The sequence below is a fragment of the Sedimentitalea arenosa genome (assembly GCF_016428585.1).
GTDB classification, from domain to species: Bacteria; Pseudomonadota; Alphaproteobacteria; order Rhodobacterales; family Rhodobacteraceae; genus Sedimentitalea; species Sedimentitalea arenosa.
Genome location: NZ_JAELVR010000006.1, coordinates 227,494 through 249,695, shown reverse-complemented (window position 1 = coordinate 249,695; position 22,202 = coordinate 227,494). Strand labels below are relative to the sequence as shown.

24 protein-coding genes, 1 tRNA gene and 1 riboswitch are annotated in these 22,202 nt (G+C 63.6%); of the genes, 10 read left to right on the top strand and 15 right to left on the bottom strand.

What is annotated here, in order from left to right; translation table 11 throughout:
* Positions 1 to 35: 35 nt before the first annotated feature.
* The 4 genes from JF290_RS10850 to thiB are packed head-to-tail and all read right to left on the bottom strand — an operon-like array spanning position 36 to position 3,909.
* The gene (locus JF290_RS10850) at positions 36 to 662 is read right to left on the bottom strand and encodes an FMN-binding negative transcriptional regulator (RefSeq protein WP_199024891.1); all 627 of its coding nucleotides are present in this window, start codon (positions 660 to 662) and stop codon (positions 36 to 38) included.
* Positions 663 to 705: 43 nt separating this feature from the next.
* Positions 706 to 1,413: a thiamine ABC transporter ATP-binding protein gene (locus JF290_RS10845; protein WP_199024890.1), complete on the bottom strand. Its 708-nt coding sequence runs from the start codon at positions 1,411 to 1,413 to the stop codon at positions 706 to 708.
* Positions 1,400 to 2,956, bottom strand: coding sequence for an ABC transporter permease family protein (locus JF290_RS10840; RefSeq protein WP_199024889.1), 1,557 nt, complete (start codon positions 2,954 to 2,956; stop codon positions 1,400 to 1,402). Before JF290_RS10840 ends, JF290_RS10845 begins: the two co-directional genes overlap by 14 nt.
* Entirely contained in the window at positions 2,932 to 3,909 is a 978-nt protein-coding gene (gene thiB / locus JF290_RS10835; protein WP_199024888.1) for a thiamine ABC transporter substrate binding subunit, read from the bottom strand. Before thiB ends, JF290_RS10840 begins: the two co-directional genes overlap by 25 nt.
* 33 nt (positions 3,910 to 3,942) lie before the next feature.
* Positions 3,943 to 4,044: riboswitch (TPP riboswitch) on the bottom strand.
* 168 nt (positions 4,045 to 4,212) lie between these two features.
* On the opposite strand from thiB, the gene aroC reads away from it, so the two are divergent.
* Positions 4,213 to 5,313 (top strand): chorismate synthase, encoded by a 1,101-nt coding sequence (gene aroC, locus JF290_RS10830; RefSeq protein WP_199024887.1) that lies wholly within the window; start codon positions 4,213 to 4,215, stop codon positions 5,311 to 5,313.
* 15 nt (positions 5,314 to 5,328) lie between these two features.
* On the opposite strand, the gene JF290_RS10825 is transcribed toward aroC, so the two are convergent.
* The gene (locus tag JF290_RS10825; RefSeq protein ID WP_199024886.1) at positions 5,329 to 5,508 is read right to left on the bottom strand and encodes a hypothetical protein; all 180 of its coding nucleotides are present in this window, start codon (positions 5,506 to 5,508) and stop codon (positions 5,329 to 5,331) included.
* Between the two features lie 99 nt (positions 5,509 to 5,607).
* Entirely contained in the window at positions 5,608 to 6,090 is a 483-nt protein-coding gene (locus JF290_RS10820; protein ID WP_199024885.1) for a hypothetical protein, read from the bottom strand.
* A gap of 112 nt (positions 6,091 to 6,202) precedes the next feature.
* Between JF290_RS10820 and JF290_RS10815 the strand changes: the two genes are divergently transcribed.
* The 3 genes from JF290_RS10815 to JF290_RS10805 all read left to right on the top strand — a co-directional run bounded on the left by JF290_RS10815 (position 6,203) and on the right by JF290_RS10805 (position 8,954).
* Positions 6,203 to 7,138 carry a DMT family transporter gene (locus JF290_RS10815; RefSeq protein ID WP_199024884.1) on the top strand — a complete coding sequence of 312 codons (936 nt, stop codon included), beginning with the start codon at positions 6,203 to 6,205 and terminating at the stop codon, positions 7,136 to 7,138.
* 175 nt (positions 7,139 to 7,313) lie between these two features.
* Positions 7,314 to 8,762, top strand: a complete 1,449-nt coding sequence (locus JF290_RS10810; RefSeq protein ID WP_199024883.1) for a fasciclin domain-containing protein — start codon at positions 7,314 to 7,316, stop codon at positions 8,760 to 8,762.
* Between the two features lie 116 nt (positions 8,763 to 8,878).
* A tRNA-Thr gene (locus JF290_RS10805) sits at positions 8,879 to 8,954 on the top strand.
* Positions 8,955 to 9,001: 47 nt separating this feature from the next.
* Here the strand turns inward: JF290_RS10805 and JF290_RS10800 are convergent.
* From JF290_RS10800 to JF290_RS10790, 3 genes are read right to left on the bottom strand one after another with little or no spacing between them, the layout of a single operon-like run.
* Positions 9,002 to 10,492: a heme biosynthesis protein HemY gene (locus tag JF290_RS10800; protein WP_199024882.1), complete on the bottom strand. Its 1,491-nt coding sequence runs from the start codon at positions 10,490 to 10,492 to the stop codon at positions 9,002 to 9,004.
* A gap of 10 nt (positions 10,493 to 10,502) precedes the next feature.
* The gene (locus JF290_RS10795; protein ID WP_199024881.1) at positions 10,503 to 11,876 is read right to left on the bottom strand and encodes a COG4223 family protein; all 1,374 of its coding nucleotides are present in this window, start codon (positions 11,874 to 11,876) and stop codon (positions 10,503 to 10,505) included.
* 51 nt (positions 11,877 to 11,927) lie between these two features.
* Positions 11,928 to 12,668, bottom strand: a complete 741-nt coding sequence (locus JF290_RS10790; protein ID WP_199024880.1) for a uroporphyrinogen-III synthase — start codon at positions 12,666 to 12,668, stop codon at positions 11,928 to 11,930.
* A 74-nt stretch (positions 12,669 to 12,742) separates the two neighbouring features.
* Between JF290_RS10790 and tsaD the strand changes: the two genes are divergently transcribed.
* The 4 genes from tsaD to JF290_RS10770 are packed head-to-tail and all read left to right on the top strand — an operon-like array spanning position 12,743 to position 15,495.
* Complete coding sequence (gene tsaD / locus JF290_RS10785) at positions 12,743 to 13,840, top strand: tRNA (adenosine(37)-N6)-threonylcarbamoyltransferase complex transferase subunit TsaD (RefSeq protein ID WP_199024879.1); 1,098 nt, start codon at positions 12,743 to 12,745, stop codon at positions 13,838 to 13,840.
* Positions 13,837 to 14,799: an NAD(P)H-dependent glycerol-3-phosphate dehydrogenase gene (locus tag JF290_RS10780; RefSeq protein WP_199024878.1), complete on the top strand. Its 963-nt coding sequence runs from the start codon at positions 13,837 to 13,839 to the stop codon at positions 14,797 to 14,799. The genes tsaD and JF290_RS10780 overlap by 4 nt, the downstream gene beginning before the upstream one ends.
* A gap of 1 nt (position 14,800) precedes the next feature.
* Positions 14,801 to 15,073 carry a YciI family protein gene (locus tag JF290_RS10775; protein ID WP_199024877.1) on the top strand — a complete coding sequence of 91 codons (273 nt, stop codon included), beginning with the start codon at positions 14,801 to 14,803 and terminating at the stop codon, positions 15,071 to 15,073.
* A complete protein-coding gene (locus JF290_RS10770; protein WP_199024876.1) occupies positions 15,073 to 15,495 on the top strand; it encodes an EVE domain-containing protein in 423 nt (140 codons plus the stop codon). The genes JF290_RS10775 and JF290_RS10770 overlap by 1 nt, the downstream gene beginning before the upstream one ends.
* Positions 15,496 to 15,746: 251 nt before the next feature.
* On the opposite strand, the gene JF290_RS10765 is transcribed toward JF290_RS10770, so the two are convergent.
* On the bottom strand, positions 15,747 to 16,088 hold the full coding sequence (locus tag JF290_RS10765; protein ID WP_199024875.1) for a DUF2853 family protein: 342 nt from the start codon (positions 16,086 to 16,088) through the stop codon (positions 15,747 to 15,749).
* 302 nt (positions 16,089 to 16,390) lie between these two features.
* Here JF290_RS10765 and JF290_RS10760 point away from each other — a divergent pair, with 302 nt between their 5' ends.
* Positions 16,391 to 17,203 (top strand): hypothetical protein, encoded by an 813-nt coding sequence (locus JF290_RS10760; protein ID WP_233155268.1) that lies wholly within the window; start codon positions 16,391 to 16,393, stop codon positions 17,201 to 17,203.
* A gap of 57 nt (positions 17,204 to 17,260) precedes the next feature.
* On the opposite strand, the gene ahcY is transcribed toward JF290_RS10760, so the two are convergent.
* A complete protein-coding gene (gene ahcY, locus JF290_RS10755) occupies positions 17,261 to 18,655 on the bottom strand; it encodes an adenosylhomocysteinase (RefSeq protein WP_199024874.1) in 1,395 nt (464 codons plus the stop codon).
* A 77-nt stretch (positions 18,656 to 18,732) separates the two neighbouring features.
* Positions 18,733 to 19,047, bottom strand: a complete 315-nt coding sequence (locus tag JF290_RS10750; protein ID WP_233155267.1) for an S-adenosyl-L-homocysteine hydrolase — start codon at positions 19,045 to 19,047, stop codon at positions 18,733 to 18,735.
* Positions 19,048 to 19,134: 87 nt separating this feature from the next.
* Here JF290_RS10750 and JF290_RS10745 point away from each other — a divergent pair, with 87 nt between their 5' ends.
* The gene (locus JF290_RS10745; RefSeq protein WP_199024873.1) at positions 19,135 to 19,731 is read left to right on the top strand and encodes an HD domain-containing protein; all 597 of its coding nucleotides are present in this window, start codon (positions 19,135 to 19,137) and stop codon (positions 19,729 to 19,731) included.
* Positions 19,732 to 19,738: 7 nt separating this feature from the next.
* On the opposite strand, the gene JF290_RS10740 is transcribed toward JF290_RS10745, so the two are convergent.
* The 3 genes from JF290_RS10740 to JF290_RS10730 all read right to left on the bottom strand — a co-directional run bounded on the left by JF290_RS10740 (position 19,739) and on the right by JF290_RS10730 (position 22,174).
* Positions 19,739 to 20,899 carry a glycosyltransferase 61 family protein gene (locus JF290_RS10740; protein WP_199024872.1) on the bottom strand — a complete coding sequence of 387 codons (1,161 nt, stop codon included), beginning with the start codon at positions 20,897 to 20,899 and terminating at the stop codon, positions 19,739 to 19,741.
* 17 nt (positions 20,900 to 20,916) lie between these two features.
* Positions 20,917 to 21,471 carry an ActR/PrrA/RegA family redox response regulator transcription factor gene (locus tag JF290_RS10735; RefSeq protein WP_199024871.1) on the bottom strand — a complete coding sequence of 185 codons (555 nt, stop codon included), beginning with the start codon at positions 21,469 to 21,471 and terminating at the stop codon, positions 20,917 to 20,919.
* A gap of 82 nt (positions 21,472 to 21,553) precedes the next feature.
* Positions 21,554 to 22,174, bottom strand: coding sequence for an SCO family protein (locus JF290_RS10730; protein WP_199024870.1), 621 nt, complete (start codon positions 22,172 to 22,174; stop codon positions 21,554 to 21,556).
* Positions 22,175 to 22,202 lie beyond the last annotated feature (28 nt).

Below are 22,202 nucleotides of genomic sequence, written 5' to 3'. Positions count from 1 at the left end.
GGTTTCCGTTGCAAACGAAATCGAAATGAGCCGCGTCAGCCCTGCCCTTCGGCTCCGCGCATCAGCGCCGCAAGGATTCGCGTTTCGGCTCCGATTCCGTAAGCATCCACATGATCTGCGGCGCGCAACCGAACCGCGTCGGGTTTGTTCTGGTTGAGCTTCCAGGTGCCGTCGACTCCGGTCACCGACATCCGGCACGGCACGATCGCGCACATCATCCGTGCCAGCGTATCCTTGTCCATCTTGTCGGTGCGCCACGGAGTCTTCGGCAAAAGCCGCTCCTCGAACAGGGCCGATTGCCGGTCGAGCAGGTCACGCAGCTCCCCCTGCGGCCGCAGTTCCAGTGTGCCGACCAGGTGAACGGCGACATAGTTCCATGTCGGCACCTGGTCGGGCAGGTCATACCAGTCGGGAGAGATATACCCGTCCGGTCCAGAAACCGCGATCCTAGCCGAGAGCGGTGTTGCGAGCGCCCGGGCAATCGGGTTTGAGCGCACCAGGTGCAGCTCGACGACATCCCCCGCCGTGTTCAGCAGAAACGGCACATGCGACACAAGCGGCCCGCCGTCGGCCTGTACCGCCAGAATGCCGAAGCCGCGTTCGCGCGCGAAATCCAGGTTCTGCCGCACCGTGGCGGTATGGAAAGCCGGGTTCGGATGCATTCTGTCTCTCCTGCGGTCGACACGACCTCGCAGAAGCGGGCGTTCAGGGCAAGTCCGGCGCACCGAGATAGGCGCGCAGGGCGGGAGGCGGATCATCCAGCAGTTTCGCGGTCGGCTGCGGCGGGTGCGCGATCCCTTCGGCCACCAGGATAACCTCGTCAGCGATCCGACGCGCATCGGCGGGGTCGTGACTGACCATCAGCAGAGTCGCGCCGCTCTCACGGACCAGTGTATCGACGAGATCGAGCATGTCAGCCTTCAGCGCCGGACCCAGGGCCGCGAAGGGCTCGTCGAGCATCAGAAGCGGACGCCCCTGCACCAGTACCCGCGCCAGGGCGGCACGGCTCTGCTGCCCGCCCGAAAGTGCGGCAGGCCGTCGCGTGCCCAGTCCCGCCAGACCGACGCGATGGATCGCCTGCGCAACCCTCTCTTGATCGTCGGGGGACAGGCGCAGGTCTGGATCGATCCCCAGTTCGATATTCTGCTCCACGCTCAGATGCGGGAACAGGTTTCCATCCTGAAACAACATCGCCACCGGCCGTTTGCCGGGCAAGGCGTCCGTGATCTCGGCCCCCTGCCAAAGAATGTGCCCGCTCTTGATCGGATGAAACCCGGCGATCCCGCCGATCAACGTTGATTTGCCGGCCCCCGATGGTCCGATCACCGCGTACTTGGCGCCAGCAGTCGCGGAAAGGTCCGCGGACAGGAGGAAGCCACCATTGTCGATGACCAACCGTTCAAGTTTCAGCATGCCAGCGTCCTCCGCGATCCAGGATCCAGAACAGCGCGACCGACAGGATCAGCAACAACAGCGCTGCTCCCGCCGCCGCTTCCATCCGGTACGCGCCCATCAATCTGTACACCTGCAACGGCAGGGTCGCGCGCTCGGCATCCGCGAACAGGGCGATCACGCCGAGGTCGCCCATCGACAGCGCCGCCGTCAACCCGGCGGCAAACCCGATCTGCGCCCGCATCCGCGGCACGGCGATCCGGCGCAGGAAGGGCATTCCCGCCATGTCCAGCGAGACGGCAAGCGGCCCGTGACGGTCGACCACCTGTCGCGCGCTCGGCACGAGGATGCGCAGCGCGAAGGGCAGGGCCATCAGCGCGTTGACCAGTGCCGTCACCGGCAAGGCCAACGCCGTTGGGTCGGCCAGCGGCCGGATAATGACGAAGAGTCCGGTGCCGATCACAAGGGGCGAAACCGCAAGGCCCAGCAAGCCGGCAAGTTCGACGCCCTGCGACCACCCGACCGCCACGGCCAGCGCCATCGGGACCGCCAACAGCAATAGGAGCAGCGTGCTGAGCCCCGCCACCACCACCGAGTTCCCCGCCGCCACCAGCACCGAGACCGGCAGAAGCGGCAGCCCCGGCACGCCCGCCACAATGATCGCGGCCAGCGGCAGCAGAAGGAAAAGCACGGCCAGTGCGATCACAAGCGTATCGAGGCCAAGTGCGATCCGGCTAAGCGCATCCCAGCGCTGCAGCGGACGGTCGAGTCCGTCGCCCAGACCATCACCCCGCGCCACCGAGAGTGCCGCAAGTGCCGCCGCTCCCGTCAGTGCAATCTGTATGCAGCCCAGCAGGGCAGCGCGCCCGAGGTCGAAATCGAAGCGGAAGGCCTGGTAGATCGCCAGTTCGATCGTCGTCGCCCGCGGACCACCCCCCAGCGTCAGTGCCACCGCAAAACTTGTGAGGCAGATCGCGAAAACCACCGCCATCACGCCCGGCACGGTTTGCGCCAGCATAGGGTATTCCAAAAGACGCCGGATCGCCCGCGGCCCGGCCCCAAGCTGTGCGGCGAGGCGGAACCGCTCCGCAGGGATTTCCTGCCACCCCTGCAGGATCAGCCGTGTCGCCAGAGGCAGGTTGAAGAACACGTGCGCCAGCACGACACCGTGCAAGCCATAGATCTGAACCGGAGGCACACCAACCAGTCCAAGAGCATCGCTGATCCATCCACTGCGCCCGAACACGGCCAGCAGGCCCAGCACCGCGACGATGACAGGCAGAATGAACGGTGCGCCGAGCAATACGATCAGCACACGCCGTCCCGCGAAACGCCGCCGCGCCAAGGCCCGCGCCACCGGGACCGCCAGCGCCACGCTGAACAGTGCCGACAGCGCCGCCTGCAGCAAGGTGAACCGCACCGCTGCCCAATCCGCTGGTCCCAGCCCACGCCCGCCTTCGGCGCGCAGCGCAACCGCGACCAGCGTTCCGAGGATCAGCGCGGCGACAAGAACCGCCGCTCCGACCCCGGGCGCGGGCGTTACTGGCTGAGCGCGCCCAGCCATTCGGCCAGCGCCTCATCCCTGACGGAAGGGGCCTCTGCCGCCGGCACCAACAGGGCCCGGTCGGGTTGCACAAGCGTCTCGAACCCGTCCGGCAGCCCCGAAGCGGGCGTTACGGCCGGATACATCCAGTTCGTCGTCGGAATCGCCGACTGAAACGCCTCACCCACCATGAACTCCAAGAACGCATCGGCAAGGTCAGGCTGATCCGTCGCGGCCAGCTTGCCCGCCACCTCGATTTGCAGGTAGTGGCCCTCGTCGAACAGCGCCGCGGCCTTGCTCGCGTCCTCCTCGGCGATCAGGTGATAGGCGGGCGACGTCGTGTAGGACAGCACCATGTCGGCCTCGCCCTCCAGAAACAGTCCATAGGCCTCGCTCCACCCCTTGGTCACGGTGACGATGTTGTCCGACAGACCGGCCCAGATGTCGCCCGCCTGAGCGCCATAGGCCGCCTTGACCCACATCAGCAAGCCGAGCCCCGGCGTCGACGACCGCGGGTCCTGGATCACGATGCGCATCTCGCTCTCGGCCAGTTCCCGGAAATTTACCGGTGCCGTGACATCCGCCTCGTGCACGAAGGCAAAGTAGCCCCAGTCGTAGGGTACGAAGATCTCATCCGACCAATCGATCGGCAAATCGAAGTCGGCTTGCACCGCATGCGGGGCGAACAACCCGGTCTCGGTCGCCGCTGCTGTCAGGTTGGTGTCCAGCCCCAGCACGACATCCGCGTCGCTGCGCGCCCCTTCCAACCGAACCCGTGCGAGAAGCGAAGCGCCGTCACCGGCGGCGACCAGCTTCAGATCGCAGCCGCATGTCTTCTCGAACTCCGCCTCGATCACGGGACCGGGGCCCCAGTCGGACACGAAGCTGTCATAGGTATAGACGGTAAGTTCGGGCAATTCGGCATGTGCCGCCGTTGCCGAAATCACGCCCGCTGCAAACACGAGATACTTCATGGCATCCTCCAGTTGCGGCGACAGGGTCAAGGGGGAGAATGTCCTTACCTTCCCTCCGCCGGTATGAGCCGGTTCAGGTTCAACGGGTCCGCACGGTGCGTCTCAGCCCTTTCAAGGACTCCCCGAGGTACTTTCACAGTTAGGCCCGCCACGACGAAATGGCAAGCGCCCGGTCTTCATCTTCGGGAAATTACTCCGGGGGAGTCGCCCACACGGGCGACGGGGGCAGCGCCCCCGAACGGCACATCCGCTTGCGACCGCCCTCCGGCCCCGCTAAGCACGGCTCAAACGGAGAGCCTGCCCATGTCCATCAACAGCTTCGGACACCTGTTCCGAGTCACCACATGGGGCGAAAGCCACGGACCGGCCATCGGGGCCACGGTCGATGGCTGCCCGCCCGGCGTTCCGGTGACCGAGAAGGTGCTGCAGCATTGGCTGGACAAGCGCAAACCGGGCCAGAACAAGTACACCACCCAGCGGCGCGAGGCCGACGCGGTGCGAATCCTGTCCGGCACCTTCGAGGGCGTGACCACCGGAACCCCGGTGCAACTGATGATCGAGAACACCGATCAACGCTCCAAGGACTATTCCGACATCAGGGACAAATTCCGGCCCGGTCATGCAGACATCACCTATTTCCGGAAGTATGGCATCCGCGACTATCGCGGCGGCGGGCGCTCCTCGGCCCGAGAAACCGCGTCCCGCGTTGCGGCAGGAGGTCTGGCGCGCGAGGCGATCAAGGCGATTGTGCCCGATCTGCAGATCACCGGCTACATGGTGCAGATGGGTCCGCACACGATTGACCGCGACCGATTCGACTGGGACCAGATCGAACGTAACCCCTTCTGGGTGCCCGACGCCAACGCTGCGATCAAATGGGCCGATTACCTCGATTCCCTTCGCAAGTCGGGCAGTTCCGTTGGCGCCGTCATCGAAGTCACCGCGCGAAATGTTCCAGCAGGACTGGGCGCACCGGTCTACGGCAAGCTCGACACCGACCTCGCCGCGGCGATGATGAGCATCAATGCGGTCAAGGGTGTCGAAATCGGCGAGGGTATGTCCGCTGCCATGCTGACGGGCGAACTCAACGCCGATGAAATCCGGATGGGACCCGGCGGGCCCGAATTCTCGTCAAATCACGCAGGTGGCGTTCTCGGGGGCATCAGTACCGGACAGGACGTGGTCGTGCGCTTCGCGGTCAAACCGACAAGTTCGATCCTCACTCCGCGCAAGACGATCACCCGCACGGGCGAAGAGACGGAAATCATAACGAAGGGGCGTCACGATCCCTGCGTCGGAATTCGCGCCGTGCCGGTGGGCGAGGCGATGATGGCTTGCGTTTTGCTTGACCACCTGCTGTTGCATCGTGGTCAGGTCGGTGGAAATCGCGGTGTGATCGGCTGACCCGGGCGCGACGGGTCAGTCCAGCAGAATCTTGGAGTTGTGGCCGTTGGGCATGTCAGCCAGCAGTTCGGCCACACGCATGTCGTCCTGCGGTCTCAGGTCAGTCATTTGCTGCTGCACCCGATAGGCCGCAAAGGCACCTGCCCCGACAAGGCTGGTGACGGACAACGTCGCGACGATCTCAAACGGTGTCATTGCGGGCTCCTTTCGGCGCTATCTAATACGCGATCGGCCTTAATATAGTATGTCCAGCGCGAAATTGCCATCTCCGAGATTTCGCGCCACCCGTCCACATCACAGCTTGATCAGATCGGCCACTGCCTCGATCGTCTTGATGTCGGCCTCGGTCTGCTCGACCCGAAACCCCCAGACCAGCCGCAGGAAAAGCAACCCCGCCGCCGCGACGAAGGACAGGACCCCGATATAGGTGGCCGAAACCGGGCCCAGGGCAGAGGTGTTGAAGAAGATCAGGGCGCTGAGCGAAGCGCTGAGCGCAACGGCCGGCAGGGTAATCGTGAAGGCGTCAAAATTCGCCTTGGTCATCAGGATCGCCCGTCTCCGCCTGAGCGCCGAGCCCATGAGCACGCCGCGCAGCACCTTGCGATCGCCTTCCGCGGCGATTCGCGATGCCATCAGCGAGGCGGCGACCGGGGCCCGTTCTCCGTCGATCAGCGAGGTGATCAGAACATCCGTGTCGCGCAGGTCGGCAGGCTGCCCACCCACTTCGTAATGGGACATTTCCAGAAGTTTCGTCAGCAGTTCCTTTTCGTTCGCCAAACCGATTCCACCTTGTCTGCCGCGATCGTCGCCAGCATGGCGAATGGCGCGCTGCGAGACAAGCCGACGGCGCATCTTGCACTTTGACGCAACTGGGCGCAGACCTGTCGCCATGACCATAAACTTAACATCGCATCGACCCGGGCTTGCGGTCCTCCTCAAGCTCAGCGCGATTTTCCTGTTCACGGTCATGTCCGCGATCATCAAGGCCACTTCCGACGACGTCCCTCCGGGCGAGGCGGTGTTCTTTCGCTCTTTCTTTGCCATTCCGGTGATTCTGGTCTGGCTGACCCTGCGCGGTCAGCTGCGCAACGGTCTTTTGACGCGCAACCCGATGGGACATGTCTGGCGTGGACTTCTGGGCACCACGGGCATGGGTCTGACCTTTGCCGGTCTCGGTCTGTTGCCCCTGCCCGAGGTCACCGCCATCGGCTATGCCACGCCGATCTTCACGCTGATCCTGGCCGCACTGATGCTGGGAGAACGCATTCGTCTGATCCGGATCAGTGCCGTGGTTCTGGGCCTGATCGGCGTTTTGATCATGCTCTGGCCGCGCCTGGGCGGCGGCACCGTGCAGGATGGCGCAACGCTCGGAGCGATGCTGGTTCTGGGGGCCACGCTCACGCGGGCCCTGGTGCAGATTCACATTCGCCAGTTGGTGCAGACCGAGAACACCGCTGCAATCGTCTTCTATTTCTCGGTCACCGCCTCGCTGATCTCGCTGCTCACCCTGCCCTTCGGCTGGGAGATGCCCTCGGCGGAAACCGCCGCCCTGCTGGTGCTGGCCGGCTTGATCGGCGGTGTGGCGCAAATCCTGGTCACGTCCTCCTACCGCTTCGGGCCCGCGTCTATGCTGGCCCCGTACGACTACGCCTCGATGATATTCGCGATCCTGATCGGCTATGTCTGGTTCAGCGAGCTCCCGACCGCGGTCATGCTGACCGGTGCGGCGCTGGTGATCGCGGGCAACATTCTCGTGATCTGGCGCGAGCACCAGCTGGGGCTGGAACGCGCCAAGGCCCGGTCGGTCACGGATCCCAAGAGCTGATCAACCGAGCCGGCCCACGATCACGGCACCTCACAAGAGCGTAGGTCGTCCGTCGCAATCCTTCTTTATCTGATCCATACCGCGATCCGGCCCGAATGAGGTTCAATGCCACAGACGGGCTGGTCGCACGAAGCGCGTGTGCGTTTGGCAGAAAAGGAAGAATAGGGAGACCCAGATGTCATTTTTCAGTTTCTTGTCCGACCTGCTGAACAAGATCTTTCCACCGGCTCCGGACCCGGTCCCGACGCTGAGCATCGGTGAGATCGCCGCCGCGAACGAGAATTTCGATATTCTTGAAGCCGCTTTGGGCGCAACAGGCCTAGATGCCGTATTCACCGCGCCGGGAGACTTCACAGTCTTCGCACCGACCGACGCCGCCTTCATCGAACTGGCAAGCAACACGCTGGGACTGGATGTGGCGGGCAAATCCGACGCCGAAATCGCCGGCCTGCTGGTGGGTGCGCTCGGCACAGAAACACTGTCGGACGTCCTGAAATACCATGTACGTGACGGGGCAGCGACCGTATCTCAGCTGCAAGATCAAGGCACTGTGGCCACCTTGCTGCCCGGCGCCAGCTTCGACGTCAACGGCACGACCCTTGTCGATGCCGATCCCGAGGTCGAAAACCCTGACTTCATCACCGGTCTGACCAATATCGGTGCGACCAACGGAGTCATTCAGGCCATCGACCGTGTGCTTTTGCCGATCGACGTGCAGGAGGCAATGCTGCGCCCGACCATCGCCGACGTGGCCGAGAGCAATGACAGTTTCGAGGTTCTGGATGCGGCGCTCAAGGCGACGGGTCTTGACGCGGTCGTCGATGACCGCGACGCGAGCTTCACCGTATTCGCGCCGACCGATGATGCGTTCCGCAAGCTGGCGGACGATCTGGACCTCGACGTCTCGCATCTGGCGGATGCCGATATCGCCGGAGCGCTGGTTGGCGCACTCGGCGCGACGTTGGTGACCGACGTGCTGCTCTATCACGTCAAGGCCGGGGGTGCGACGCTGGCCGAGCTTCAGGACACCCGTCTGGTCGACACGGCGCTTGAGGGCGCAAAACTGGGCATCGACGGCACCGAGCTTGTCGATGCCGACCCCGAGATCGCCAACGCATCGTTCATCTCGGGTCTGACCGACATCAGCACGGCAAACGGCGAAATCCAGGCGATCGATCGGGTGCTCATTCCGCTCGATCTGCCAAAGGTCGAGAGCCAGCACGAGTTCGGGACACGCAAGGACGATATCCTGTTCGGCGGCGGCGAAAACGACTTCCTGTTCGGACGCAAGGGCGCCGACATCATCGTCGGGGGGGCCGGCGACGATTACATGATCGGGGGCCGCGGCAAGGATCTTCTGGTCGATGGCGCCGGAGACGATCGCTTTGTCGGCGGTCTTGGCGCTGACAGCTTCGACTTCACGGACCTGTCGGGCAAAAACGTCGTGCGAGATTTCTTCTTCCGCGACGAACTCATCCTGTCAAAGGACGACTTCGCCGATGCGCAGGCGGTTCTGGACAGCGCCGTCAGCACGAAACGCGGTCTGAAGATCGAGACCGACGATGCCTCGATCATGCTGCGCAACGTGCATAGCCTGGACGAGAACGACTTCGTTCTGGTCTAACTGACGCTGCTTTTGCCGGCCCTCGTCGGGGCCGGCATTTCCCCCGGCGGGAGGTCGGGAAAGGATCAACAAATCCCTTGCCTGATCCCCTGCCCGGTACTATACACCGCCGCGTCGCCGATGTAGCTCAGCTGGTAGAGCAACGCATTCGTAATGCGTGGGTCGTAGGTTCGAGTCCTATCATCGGCACCATCCAACACGACAAATCATCGTATCTGTGCGCTCTTGGTACTATGTCGTCAGGCTTTTATCGGCGACTCGGGGGCTTCGGACTCGTCCTTCGGCGGCTCCGGTTCGAGATCGTCTACCGGAGTCGCGTCGATCACGTCCTCTTCGGACGGCTTTTCAGACTCACGCTCCCCGATCACCAGCGGCAACATGTGCGCTCCCGTTGCGCTGGCCAGGTTCGGCGTCTGTGGCGTGACCCAGTTCAACGTATCAAAGCTCTCGCAGTTCTCGCAGACCGGTGCCCAGGCCGCGTGCATGTGCTGGCAGGATTCGCACACCCACTGAGGGGCACGCGGTGCATTCACCGCCTTGGCGAGCCAGCCCTGCACCACCGCATCCGAGGCTCCTTCGCCGCGTTCGATCGCCGCCATCAGCGTCAGCGCGCGAGCGTCCGGGTTGTTCTGCAACAAGTCACCAAGCGAACGGCGCGCCTCGGGGAAATCCTCGGCGACGATATTCAACTCCGCCAAGACCAGGCGGGTTTCCGGGTGCTGCGGCTGGATCTTCGTCAGCGCACTGAAGCGCTTGAGGCGCTGCTCGGGGCTCTCGTCCGGTTCGATCTCGGCGAAAGCGGCGGCGAGGTCCGGATGCGGCTGCGCCTCCCACGCCTTCTTGAGAACCCTAACCGCGTTGCGCGGTTTACCTTTGGCGACATAGGTGCGTGCGGCCAGTGCGGCGGCGGGCACCAGATCGGGCGACAACTTGTTGGCCTCGATCGCCTGTTCCTGGCTTTCGATCGACGCTCCCTCGGCCAGGATGTCCTGCGCCTCGGAGAGAGCCAGAACCGCCTCGCGTCGGGTATAGACATCACGCGGTAGCGCGCCTGATTTCAGCTTGGCGTTCAACGTGTTGCGCGCGCCACTCCAGTCATGTGCTTGGGCCTGCAACTTGAGCAGGACGTCCTGCACCTCCTCGTGCTTGGGCTTCAGCAGGAACGCCTTCTCGGCCAGCTTGCGCGCGGTTTCGGTGTCCCCTTCCGCGAGCTTCTGCTTCATGATCCCGCGCACGCCGGCAAAACGGGTTTCCTCGTTCTTGACCAGCTCCTTGTAGGTTTCGGTCGCCTTGCGCGTATCGCCGGTCATTTCCGCCGCCTGCGCCGTCAAGAGGTTCGTAAGATGCGGCTTCTGCAGATACTTCTGCGCTTTCGCCGCCTTGGCCATGGCCAGCTTGCCTTCGCCGGAAGCCAGCGCCATCAGCCCGTCGGACAAGGCCTGATAGCCCTTCTGTTCGCGGTTCCTATCAAAGTAGCGCGACAGGGCAGTTTCATCCCCATTGAGAAATTTCCACGTCGCGATCAGCAGCGACAAGAGCTTCAGAAAGAGCCAGACGAGGAACACGCCGACCAGCGCCGCGAGTACTGATTGGAGCGGGCCCAGCGTGTATTCGGTCCCGGCCATGGTGATCTGCACACCGCCTTCGGATTCCATCAGGTATCCTGCGCCAAGGGCCAGTGCCGCGATGATCGCGACGAACAGGAGAATCTTGATCAGTGACCACAACATGGCAGGTCCTTCAGTTAGAATTCAGGCTGGTGGACAGGGACTGGGCAGCGGTTTCAGCGGCGATCCGCGTCTGCGCAAGCGCGACCCACTCCGCCATCTCGGCTTGCGCCGGCTCGGGAAGCGTCGAAATCTCGTCCAGCGCAACCTGGAACTGGCCCTGTTTCACGGCGGCTTCGGCGCGCGAGAGCACCGCGTCGGGATCATTGCCTTCGCGCGGTTCGACCGACCTTGCACCAAGCTGGCGCTGCAGGAAGCCGGACAGGCCGGTTGGGCCAGCGTCCGCCTCGGCGGCGCGGGCAGCGGCAAGCGCGTCGCGGGCGGCGTCGGGGAACTCGGCATTGAGGAGCGCGCTGCTGGGCACGCCCTCGGCAGCGGGGTCGGACAGGTCGGCCGGCACATCGACACCGCCGGCGGTCAGCTCATCGACCAGTCCCTGGTAGGGCGCGCCGTTTCCAAGCGCGACCATCAGCGCCGCCATCGTGTTCTGGTTCGCCGCAACGCGCGCGGACGCGGCGGCCTCCTGCTCCAGCGCGGCGGCATCGGCCCGGACCGCGCGCGCCTCTTCGATCAACGCTTCGACTTCGGTCCTCTGGGTCGCCATCGCGGCCTGCAGGTTCGCGAGTTCGCGTTCATAGGCCGCGATGGCCGCATCCGAAACGCCTTCGTCGATCGGTCGTTTCTCGAGCTCGGTCAACCGGGTGTCGAACCCGGAAAGATCGTCGCGCAGGGCGGTGATGCTGTCGTCCAACGCACTGACGGACTGGTCGAGCGGGTCGAACCGCTCGGACAGTTCGGTCAGACGCGCCTCGACCGGTGCAACGTCCGGTATGCTGATGGCGGACACCTGGTCTTTCAGCTCGGCAACCGCGCCCGATTGATCCGCGATGTTGGTTTCAAGCGCGGAAATCTGGCCGGTCACATCGGGTGACTTGAATGCCTCGGGCAGGATCGGGTCGAGCACATCCGAGCGCGCCGCGAGGAACCCGACACAAGCCGCCACCAACCCGCCGATGAAAGCGGCGACGAAACCACCACGTTTTTCGACCACACGTTCCACCACGCGCTCAGGCTCAGGCTCAGGCTCAGGCTCAGGCTCAGGCTCAGGCTCAGGCTCAGGCTCAGGCTGGCTGTCCCGCAAGACGTATGGTTCGTCAACACCGCTCGTGCTGCCGGTCCCCACCGCACTGTCGCCCGTCAGTTCCGATTGATCGGTCACGGACTTTTCGGCCTCGGGGACATCTTCTGTTTCGGCCTCGGTTTTCTGTTCGGGGGTCGGATCGAGAGACAGGTTTACCTCGGGCAACGTCAGCGGACGTTGTTCATCCGGTGTCCCGGAACTGGTGCCGGACTCCTCGACCTTTTCGGGTTTCTTCTTGTCCGCCACGTTCGGTTACCCCTTTGATTCTCACGTCTATCCCAACACGATCCAGCGATGTTACTGCGCCCCCCCGCTTCTCTCAACCCGGCAGAAGCGATCGGCGGACGATTGAACGCAGGCCGCCATGCTGTCGGCATCCGGACGATCGGCCACCAACGGTTGCCAGGCGGACAAGCCCGCCAGCGGTGCCGCCACCGCCGCGCTGAGCGCGATCAGGCAGGGGTTCGCCGTCTTCGGACACTGGTCGGCGAAGTGCCGAGCGGTGCGCGGCGAAAAGATCGGCACGATCACCGCACGTCCCGACTGCAGCAGCACAGTGGCTTCATCCGTCAGGGGGAGCAATACCTGGTCATAGATCGCCTGGCCGCGCGTCGGGCAACCGCCCTCGGTCAGCCGTTCGGCGACCCCACCTCGCGTATGGGTACCGCTGAGATGTAGCAACGGCGCCTCGACCTGCTCCGCCAGAAGGGCCGGCACGAACTCCTCCGCCGATGCGCCGAGGCAGCGCGCGTGCCAGCCGGCAGCCTTGGCCGCATCGGTCGTCGCCTGACCGACACAGAACGCCGGCAAGTCTCGGCGCGCGCTTCGGCGCGACGCCACAAGGACTCCGTTGGAGGAGGTGAAGACGACTCCACGCGCATCTGCGACGTCGATCTCTCCTCCGACTTCCTCGATCCCGATAAGCGGCGATACGCATAGGTCCAGTCGCGCCCGCAGATCCGGTGGCAATTGACGATAGAACCGGTCGGAGGCATCCGGAGTCCGCGTCATCAACAGGATCGGGTTTGGCCGCGTCATTGCTCGCACCGGGATTGTTTGGCAAACCATAGGGTGATACGCCGCGCCGGAACAAGGGCAACGGTCAGAGGCCGATGGCGCGGACACTCACGATACTCGGGCTGGAAAGCAGTTGCGACGACACCGCCGCGGCCGTCCTGAGGCAGACCGAAAACGCTCCGGCGGATATCCTGTCCTCCATCGTCTATGACCAGGCCGAGTTGCACGTCGCCTTTGGCGGCGTGGTGCCCGAACTGGCCGCGCGCGCCCATGCCGAAAAGCTCGACATCTGCGTGCGCGAGGCGCTGTCCGCGGCGAATACCGAACTGGGTGATCTGGATGCGATCGCGGTTACCGCCGGGCCCGGGCTGATCGGTGGCGTGATGTCTGGCGTGATGTGCGCAAAGGGGATCAGCGCTGCGACCGGCCTGCCGCTCATTGGGGTGAACCACCTAGCCGGCCATGCCCTGACGCCGCGCCTGACGGACGGGATCGCCTTTCCCTACCTGATGTTGCTGGTATCGGGCGGACATTGCCAATTCCTGATCGCTCGCGGTGCGGACGAATTCAGCCGTGTGGGCGGCACCATCGACGACGCGCCGGGCGAAGCCTTTGACAAGACCGCACGGCTGCTCGGCCTGCCGCAACCCGGCGGTCCCGCGATCGAGGCCGAGGCGCAAAAGGGTGACGCGACACGGTTTCCCTTTCCCCGTCCGCTGCTGGACCGCGACGATTGCAACCTGTCCTTTTCGGGGCTGAAGACTGCGCTGCTGCGCCTGCGGGACAAGGTCGTTGCGGAAAAGGGCGGGCTGACGCGACAGGATCGCGCCGATCTCTGCGCCGGGTTCCAGTCGGCCGTAGCGGATGTGCTGGCGGAAAAGTCACGCCGCGCGCTGCGGCTCTACATGGCCGAGGCCCCCACCCAGCCGGTGCTGGCGGTGGCCGGAGGCGTCGCCGCGAACCAGACCATCCGCAAAGCGTTGCAAGACGTCTGTGACGAGGCCGGCGCGGCCTTCACCGCGCCGCCGCTGGCGCTCTGCACCGACAACGCGGCGATGATCGCCTATGTCGGGCTGGAGCGGTTTCGGTCCGGCGCGCGCGACGGACTCGACCTGGTGCCACGCCCGCGATGGCCGCTCGACCGGATCAGCCCCGCCCTGCTGGGCAGCGGCAGGAAGGGCGCCAAGGCATGAGCGTCGGGATCATCGGAGCGGGCGCCTTCGGCACCGCACTCGGACTGTCGTTGGCACGCAAGGGTCCGGTCGATCTCTGGGCGCGCGACGCAGAACAGGTGGCCGCGATGCGCGACACGCGCGAACACGCGAAACACCTGCCCGGCGTGCCACTGCCCGGCACCCTGCGCCCGAGCGCAGATTTCGACCACACCGCAAAGAATGACATCCTGCTGCTGGCTGTCCCCATGCAGCAATTGCGGCGAGTCGTGAGTGATCACGCTGAAATCCTCACGGGAAAAACGCTCGTCGCTTGTTGCAAGGGGGTCGAACTGCAATCCGGGTTGGGCGCGGCGGCAGTCATCGCAGACCTCCTGCCCGATGCACGCATCGCCTTGCTGACGGGCCCCAGCTTCGCCACAGACGTCGCGCGCGGGTTGCCGACGGCACTGACGCTGGCCTGTGCGGACGAAGCATTGGGGCAGGTTCTGCAGCGGGATCTGACCACCACGAACTTGCGCCTTTACCGGACCAGCGACGTGATCGGCGCGGAACTGGGCGGCGCTCTCAAGAACGTGATTGCCATCGCCTGTGGTGCGGTGATCGGCGCGGGGCTGGGCGACAGCGCCCGAGCGGCGCTCTTGACCCGCGGCTACGCCGAGATGCAGCGCATGGCCATCGCGCGCGGTGCGCGGCCCGAAACCCTGGCAGGGCTTTCCGGGCTGGGGGACCTGGTCCTTACCTGCACGTCGGATCACTCGCGCAACTATCGCCTGGGTCTCTCGCTCGGCCGAGGCGAAGCTTTCGATCCGTCCATCACCGTGGAAGGCGCAGCCACCGCGCGCGCCGTCGCGCAGGAAGCAGCACGGAGCGGGCTCGACATGCCGATCACCCACGCGGTCGTCGGCTTGCTGGACACCGATCTCACGATTAACGACGCGATGGCCGACCTGCTGTCGCGACCCCTGAAGGAGGAATGACATGCTGATCGCCCTTATCGCCCGGGACAAGCCCGGAGCCTTGCAGACCCGGCTCGACAATCGCGCCGCCCATCTCGACTACATCGCAGAAACCGGCTGTGTCGCGCAGGCCGGCCCGCTGTTGGGGGAAGACGAACAGATGATCGGATCGCTGGTCATTCTAGATGTTGAGTCGATGGATACGGCACGGAAGTGGGCCGACAACGACCCCTATGCCAAGGCTGGGCTGTTCGACGCGGTCGATCTCGTCGCGTGGAAAAAGGTGATCGGCTGATGGCCTACTGGTTGTTCAAGTCCGAGGCTTCGACCTGGAGCTGGGAGCAGCAGGTCGCCAAGGGCGACGCCGGCGAGGAATGGGACGGAGTACGCAACTACCAGGCGCGCAATTTCATGCGCGAGATGAAGCTGGGGGATCGCGGGTTTTTCTACCTGTCCCAGAAGGATCGCAAGATCGTCGGAATCGTCGAGGTCTGCGCGGAAAGCCACCCCGACAGCACCACCGACGACGAACGCTGGGACTGCGTCGACATCAAGGCCGTGCGGCCCTTCAAGGTGCCGGTCACATTGGACCAGATCAAGGCCGATGGCAGGCTGGACGACATGGTTCTGGTCAAGAACTCCCGCCTGTCGGTTCAGCCCGTCGCCGAGGAGGAATGGCGCATCGTCTGCGCTTTGGGCGAGACCGAACCGGATTGAAGGCTCAGGTCGAAACACGACGTTGAAACAGCGGAAGGGTCCCGGACGCGCCGGAACCCTCCCTCTCACCCCGCGTGTTACCTACTCACCACACGCGTCTCGAAAATCTCAGGTCCCGACCATCCTGGCCGTGGATCATCACTAGCGCGTTCCGGCATGATTCCGCAAATCCAAAGCCCTTTGCATTTGACCCAAATGCAAAACGCCCGACCCCTCTGGCCGGGCGCTTGGCTGGCTCCAGTCCGGCCCTGTCAGGTGTAGACGGACTCCTTGCTGAAATGCTTGGTCAGCATGTAATAGACCACAGCGCGATACTTGTTGCGCTCGGACCTGCCATAGGTCTCGATCACGCTGTCGATCGCCTCCATCAGGTTGGGCCCGTCCGGCAGGCCCAGCTTCTTGATGAGAAAATTGTTCTTGACGGTTTCCAGTTCGCCCGCGTCCGTTCCGGCCACAGTCGCGGCGTCGGCGTCATAGATCGCCGGCCCGCAGCCGATCGTGACCTTCGTCAGCAGGTCCATGTCCGGCGTCATGCCACATTTTGTTTTCAGATCATTCGCATATTGCGCGATCAAATCATCGCGTTTTCCCATAATAACTCCAACTCCTGCATTCAGGCCACCAAGACCTCCTTGAAACGTTAGCCGCGTGTGCCTGCGATACAAGAATTTTTGTTCGGCCAACGCCCCATCGGCGAGACTGCGCAACATGGGCACCGGGCCGCGAACCACATCGCCCGCAAGAACCGGTCAGGCGACAGCGCAAGCAAACCAAGGCAAGGCGTTGATGCTTAAGGTTGCATGCGAGACATCCAGCGTGCAATCTCCTCCCGAGACTACAAACGTAGCGGGGCGGCCCTATCCGGGCGAGCGCACCAAAAAGCAGGTACATTCACATGATGCGACTTCTCAGGGTTCTCGCTTCGCTCCCGATCCTGGCGTGCCTCACTGCGACCGCTGCAACCGCCCAGCAGAATGCGACCGCTGCAACCGCCCTGCAGAATGAGGACGCTCAAGCCAACAACCCGCTTGCCCAAACCAAGACGGTCAGCTTTCAGAATCTCTATGTTGGAGATCTGACCGGGGTCGATACGGACGCTAACCAGTTCTACCTTCGCGCAGCCCTTCCGTTTCAATTGTTTGGCGGCAACTGGCTCATGCGGGCAACGCTGCCTGTGAACACGCTGCCGACGGGGCCGTCCCTGTCGCACGAGACCGGAGTTGGCGACTTCAACATTTTTGCTGCGTATCTGTTCGACACCGGCAATCCCAACATCAGTTTTGGCGTCGGGCCCCAATTGACCGCACCGACGGCGACGAACTCCGAGCTCGGGAGCGAGAAATGGTCGGCGGGTCTCGCCAACGTTCTGTTCAATGCGACCAACCCCAAGTTCCAATGGGGATACCTGTTGACATGGCAGGCGAGCTTTGCGGGGCCGGACTCCGCGGACGATGTCAATTCCGGCGCCTTTCAGCCTTTCCTGTTCTACCAATTGGGCGAAGGCTGGTACCTGCGGTCCACCGCCATCTGGACGTACAACTTCGAGAACGACAACTACATGATCCCGCTGGGTCTTGGCGTCGGCAAGGTGACCGTCACCGATCGCGCGGTGATAAACACCTTCATCGAACCCCAATACACGCTGGAGAGCAGTGGGACCGGCATGCCGGAATGGTCGGTCTTCGCGGGGATCAACTTCCAGTTCTGAGCGATCCGGCGTCCTTGCCACCGCACCCGGCGGCAAGGACCATTGCTTCTGAAAAGATCAGTAGCGGTAATGCTCTGGCTTGAACGGGCCTTCCGGCGTCACGCCGATATAGGCCGCCTGCTCGGAGCTGAGCGTCGAGAGCTTGACACCGATCCGATCCAGATGCAGCCGCGCGACCTTTTCGTCCAGGTGCTTGGGCAGAACATAGACCTCGTTCTTGTACTGGTCACCCTTCGTCCAGAGTTCGATCTGCGCAAGAACCTGGTTGGTAAAGCTGGCCGACATCACGAACGACGGGTGTCCCGTGGCGTTGCCCAGATTCAGCAAGCGACCTTCAGACAGCAGGATGATCCGGCTGCCCGAAGGCATCTCGATCATGTCGACCTGGTCCTTGATGTTGGTCCACTTGTGGTTCTTGAGCGCAGCGACCTGAATCTCGTTGTCGAAATGGCCGATGTTTCCGACAATGGCCATGTCCTTCATCTCGCGCATGTGCTCGATGCGGATCACGTCCTTGTTGCCGGTGGTGGTGATGAAGATGTCGGCGGTGCTCAGGCAATCCTCGAGCGTGGTGACCTCAAACCCGTCCATCGCCGCCTGAAGCGCGCAGATCGGATCGATTTCCGTTACCTTGACACGTGCGCCCGCACCGCGCAGTGACGCCGCAGAACCCTTGCCGACGTCGCCATAGCCGCACACGACAGCGACCTTGCCGGCCATCATCGTGTCGGTGGCGCGGCGGATGCCGTCGACGAGGCTTTCCTTGCAGCCATACTTGTTGTCGAATTTCGACTTGGTGACGCTGTCATTGACGTTGATCGCCGGGAACGGCAGGTGACCCTTTTCCATCATCTGGTAGAGACGGTGCACCCCGGTGGTGGTTTCCTCGGTCACGCCCTTGATCATGTGGCGTTGCTTGACGAACCAACCCGGGCTCTTGGCGATACGCTTCCTGATCTGCGCGAAAAGGTATTCCTCTTCCTCGCTCGTCGGCACCGCGATCAGGTCCTCTTCACCCTCTTCGACACGCGCACCCATCAGGATATAGAGTGTCGCATCGCCACCATCGTCGAGGATCATGTTCGCGCCGCCATCTTCGAAATCGAAGATGCGGTCTGCGTAGTCCCAGTATTCTTCCAGCGTTTCTCCCTTGATAGCGAAGACCGGGGTACCGCCTGCCGCGATCGCCGCGGCCGCGTGATCCTGAGTCGAGAAAATGTTGCACGACGCCCAGCGGACATCCGCACCGAGATGGACCAAGGTCTCGATCAGGACCGCAGTCTGAATCGTCATGTGCAGGCTGCCTGCGATGCGCGCGCCCTTCAGCGGTTTGCTCTCGCCATATTCCGACCGCAGAGCCATCAGGCCCGGCATCTCGGTTTCCGCGATGTCCAACTCCTTGCGGCCAAATTCCGCGAGGCCGATGTCCTTGACGATGTAATCTTTTGCCATTCCGGGGCACCCTCTCATAAACGATGGCGTCCCCTAGCAGCTTCATCCGGGTTTCTCAACAAACGGAAACGCGACGGTTAATCGCTGAGCGCCGCCACCACTTCCGGGCGTGTCGCGGCTTTGTTCCAGTCTTCACCCGACGCGATCACACAGCCATTGCCATCCGCGCGGTATCGCACCACCGACCAAGTGCCGGTTTCGGGCGACACCCAGACCGTCGTCGGGTCGCCATCCTGACCGGGAAGGGCCCGCTCGCCGTACCAATCCACCAATGCCGCATCCAATTCGTACTGCGGCATGCAGACCATCGGCTGCGCGGTCGCCAACGTCGGGAGGCTTGGGAACAGGCCCAGCATGGCTATAAATATCGCGGGTGCAAAAGCGGGTTTCATGATCGTCTCCTTCGGGGATAGAACGTGGCGAAACGACCATCGGTTCCGCGAAAGTGGGCAGGCGCGAAAAGCGAGGAGAGACGCAACATGGCCCAGAAACCCCGCGCATGGCAGAGAATGCTGTCAGGACGCCGGCTTGACCTGCTCGATCCGACCCCGGTCGATATCGAGATCGAGGACATCGCGCATGGACTCGCCTTTGTCGCTCGGTGGAACGGGCAGACCGCTGGGGAGTATGCCTATTCCGTGGCCGAACACTCGCTGCTGGTCGAAAGGCTGTTCACGCGGCTCGTTCCCAAGGCACCAGCCAAGTGGCGGATGGCGGCGCTGCTGCATGACGCACCGGAATACGTGATCGGGGACATGATTTCGCCGGTGAAGGCGGCCGTGGGTCCAAGCTATGGCGAACTTGACGGGCGGTTGATGGCGGCGATCCACATCCGGTTCGGCTTGCCGGCCACCCTGCCCGACACGGTCAAACGGCAGATCAAGAGGGCTGACCGGATCAGCGCATGGATGGAGGCGACCCGCATCGCGGGCTTTTCGGAAGTCGAGGCCGACCGGTTCTTCGGCAAGCCGGATCGCACATTGGTGGATGATCTCGACATTCGCCTGCGCGCGCCCGTAGAGACTCGCGCCGAGTTCCTGCAACGCCACGCCGACCTGTTGGCTCTGATGGACTAGCCCGCTGTCAGCCCGCCCGTTTCGCTCGACGTGCCGCGCGCAGACGGCGACGCACGTGGGTCGGCGACTCGATGAAATTACCGCGCTGGTCCAGCTTTTTCTGCGCGAAAGCAACCTGACGCTCCGCATCGCTCAGAACCGGCCAGTCCGCACCACGCGCGACAAACCCGCCGTCCGCCAAGGCCACCCCGATCCGCGCGTGATCGAGTTCCCCAAAGGACAGACGGTTCGATTTGCCGCTACCCTTCCTGACCCATTCGGTGCGCAGCGCCGAGATCACCAGCGGCTCCACCCCTGTGAAACGCGCCACATGGGTCGCGAGGAGGTTGTTTGCGCTCGACCTGCGCCGAAGGATCATCGCCACCGACTGGTGCGGCCTACCGACCATGGCAAAGAGGTGCAGCGCCGATCCATCCGCGGCAACGACCCTGCGAGCCGCCTTGTAGCGGGCGACCTGGGTCGCGATATCGTGCTTTTCCGGATGAAAGACGGTGTACCCTTCCGCCGTCAGCAGCTCTTCGAGCTTCTCCTCACCCAGAAGCCCGCCCTTGCTCGCGCCCAGCGCAGACCGCGAGATATAGAGTTTCTCGGACCCGTCCGCTGCGACGCCGCGGGCAAAGTTATCGTGGATCGCGGTGCGGAACTTCTCCGTGCCCGCGGTTATCAGGCCCAAACCAAAGCCCTGTCCCGGAACGACCAGCGTTTCGATCCGCGTCGGTGTCGCCACCACGCGGATCGGTAGACCCGGAGCCATCAGACCTATGAAATCGCGCTGAAAACCGCGTATGGCCGTGCCGACCCGCGGCCGTTTCGGCATGAACAGAATACCGTCCACGGGCGTATCCAGATGGTCGAGCGCCCAAAGCCTGGCACTGCTTTCGACCAGGAAATGCCCGAAATGGGCCCAGAGCACCCCGCCCCAAAGCCACCGCCCGACCAGCCTTTCAGGCGGCGCTGCGGGCGGGTCGGGTTCGGTTGTGAGGGCACGGTACTTGCGCCACAACGCGCCCTCCGGCCGATATCGCCCGGCTTCGTCAAGGATGCCGGCTGGCTGGATGAAACCGCCGGCCACGGGCGGCACCACGATCGCCTCGGGTAGAACCCGGATCTCTTCGGACCAGCCACCGTTGGGCAGGGGCTGCGTGTCGGGACCGAGCGGCGTCGCCACGCTTCCTGCGCTCTCGCTCAGCGCGGGCTGCGCTTGGCCAGGATGCGCTGCAGGGTCCGGCGATGCATGTTCAAGCGCCGCGCGGTTTCGCTGACATTGCGGTCGCACAACTCATAGACCCGCTGGATATGCTCCCAGCGTACCCGGTCGGCACTCATCGGATTCTCCGGCGGCGGCGGCAGCTCGTCGGATTGAACAAGCAATGCGTTGGTTATGTCGGTCGCATCTGCGGGCTTGGAAAGATAATCGGTCGCCCCGATCTTGACGGCCGCGACGGCGGTCGCGATCGCACCATATCCTGTCAACACGACGACGCGGCTGTCGGGACGCTTTTCGCGCAGCACTTCGACCACGTCGAGCCCGTTGCCGTCTTCCAGCCGGAGGTCCACGACCGCGTAGGCCGGAGGGCGCGCCGTCGCGATTGCTCGTCCCGCCGCGACCGAGGAGGCGGTTTCGATCTCGAACCCGCGCTTCTCCATGGCTTTCGCAAGGCGCCGCAGAAAGGGTTCGTCGTCATCCACCAGCAAGAGCGACTTGTCTGGTCCGATCTCCTTCTGCGCCGAATCCGCCATGCTGCTCCTCCACCGGATACTATTTTTCCTTGGTCAGTGGAGTATTAGCGGCACCCGTGCAAAGGTCAAACGCGGAGTGTGGTCACGCGTTGTCGAGGAAGCACGCGATCTGGTCAGCCATTTCTTCGGGCGGCGTGTCGCGGCGGAAGAACTCGACAAAGCCGTGTTCTGGCAGCACCAGGTAACTGAAGGTCGAGTGATCGACGAGGTAGTATTCGTCGTCGGCCGGCTGGGCCTTGTAGTAGGTCTTGTAGGCTTGGCTCGCGGCCTTCACCTGCTCGGGTGAGCCGGTCAAGCCGATCATCCGCTCATGCAGGTTCGCGGCGAAATCTCCGACCACTTTGGGCGTGTCGCGCTGCGGATCGATCGAGATGAAGACCGGCGTGATCCGCTTGCCGCGCGCGTCCAGCAGGTCGACCACCTCGGCATTCCGGGCAGTGTCCAGCGGGCAGACATCAGGGCAGAACGTGTAGCCGAAATAGATCAGCGCCGGCTCGGTCAGCACGTCCTTGTCGGTGACGGTCTCGCCGTCTGCATTGACAAGTTCGAACGGTCCGCCGATCTGCGAAGTGCCTCCGGCGACCTGGCTGGCACGGCATTGGGCGAACTGATCCTCAGGCGTTGTCAGGCTGGTGGCCAGCCACAAACCGCCCCCCAAAGCGACGAGAACAGCAGCAGCGACAAGGGCATACAGTCGGGACATGGGCAGTCACTCCGGGCGAGGGAACGGT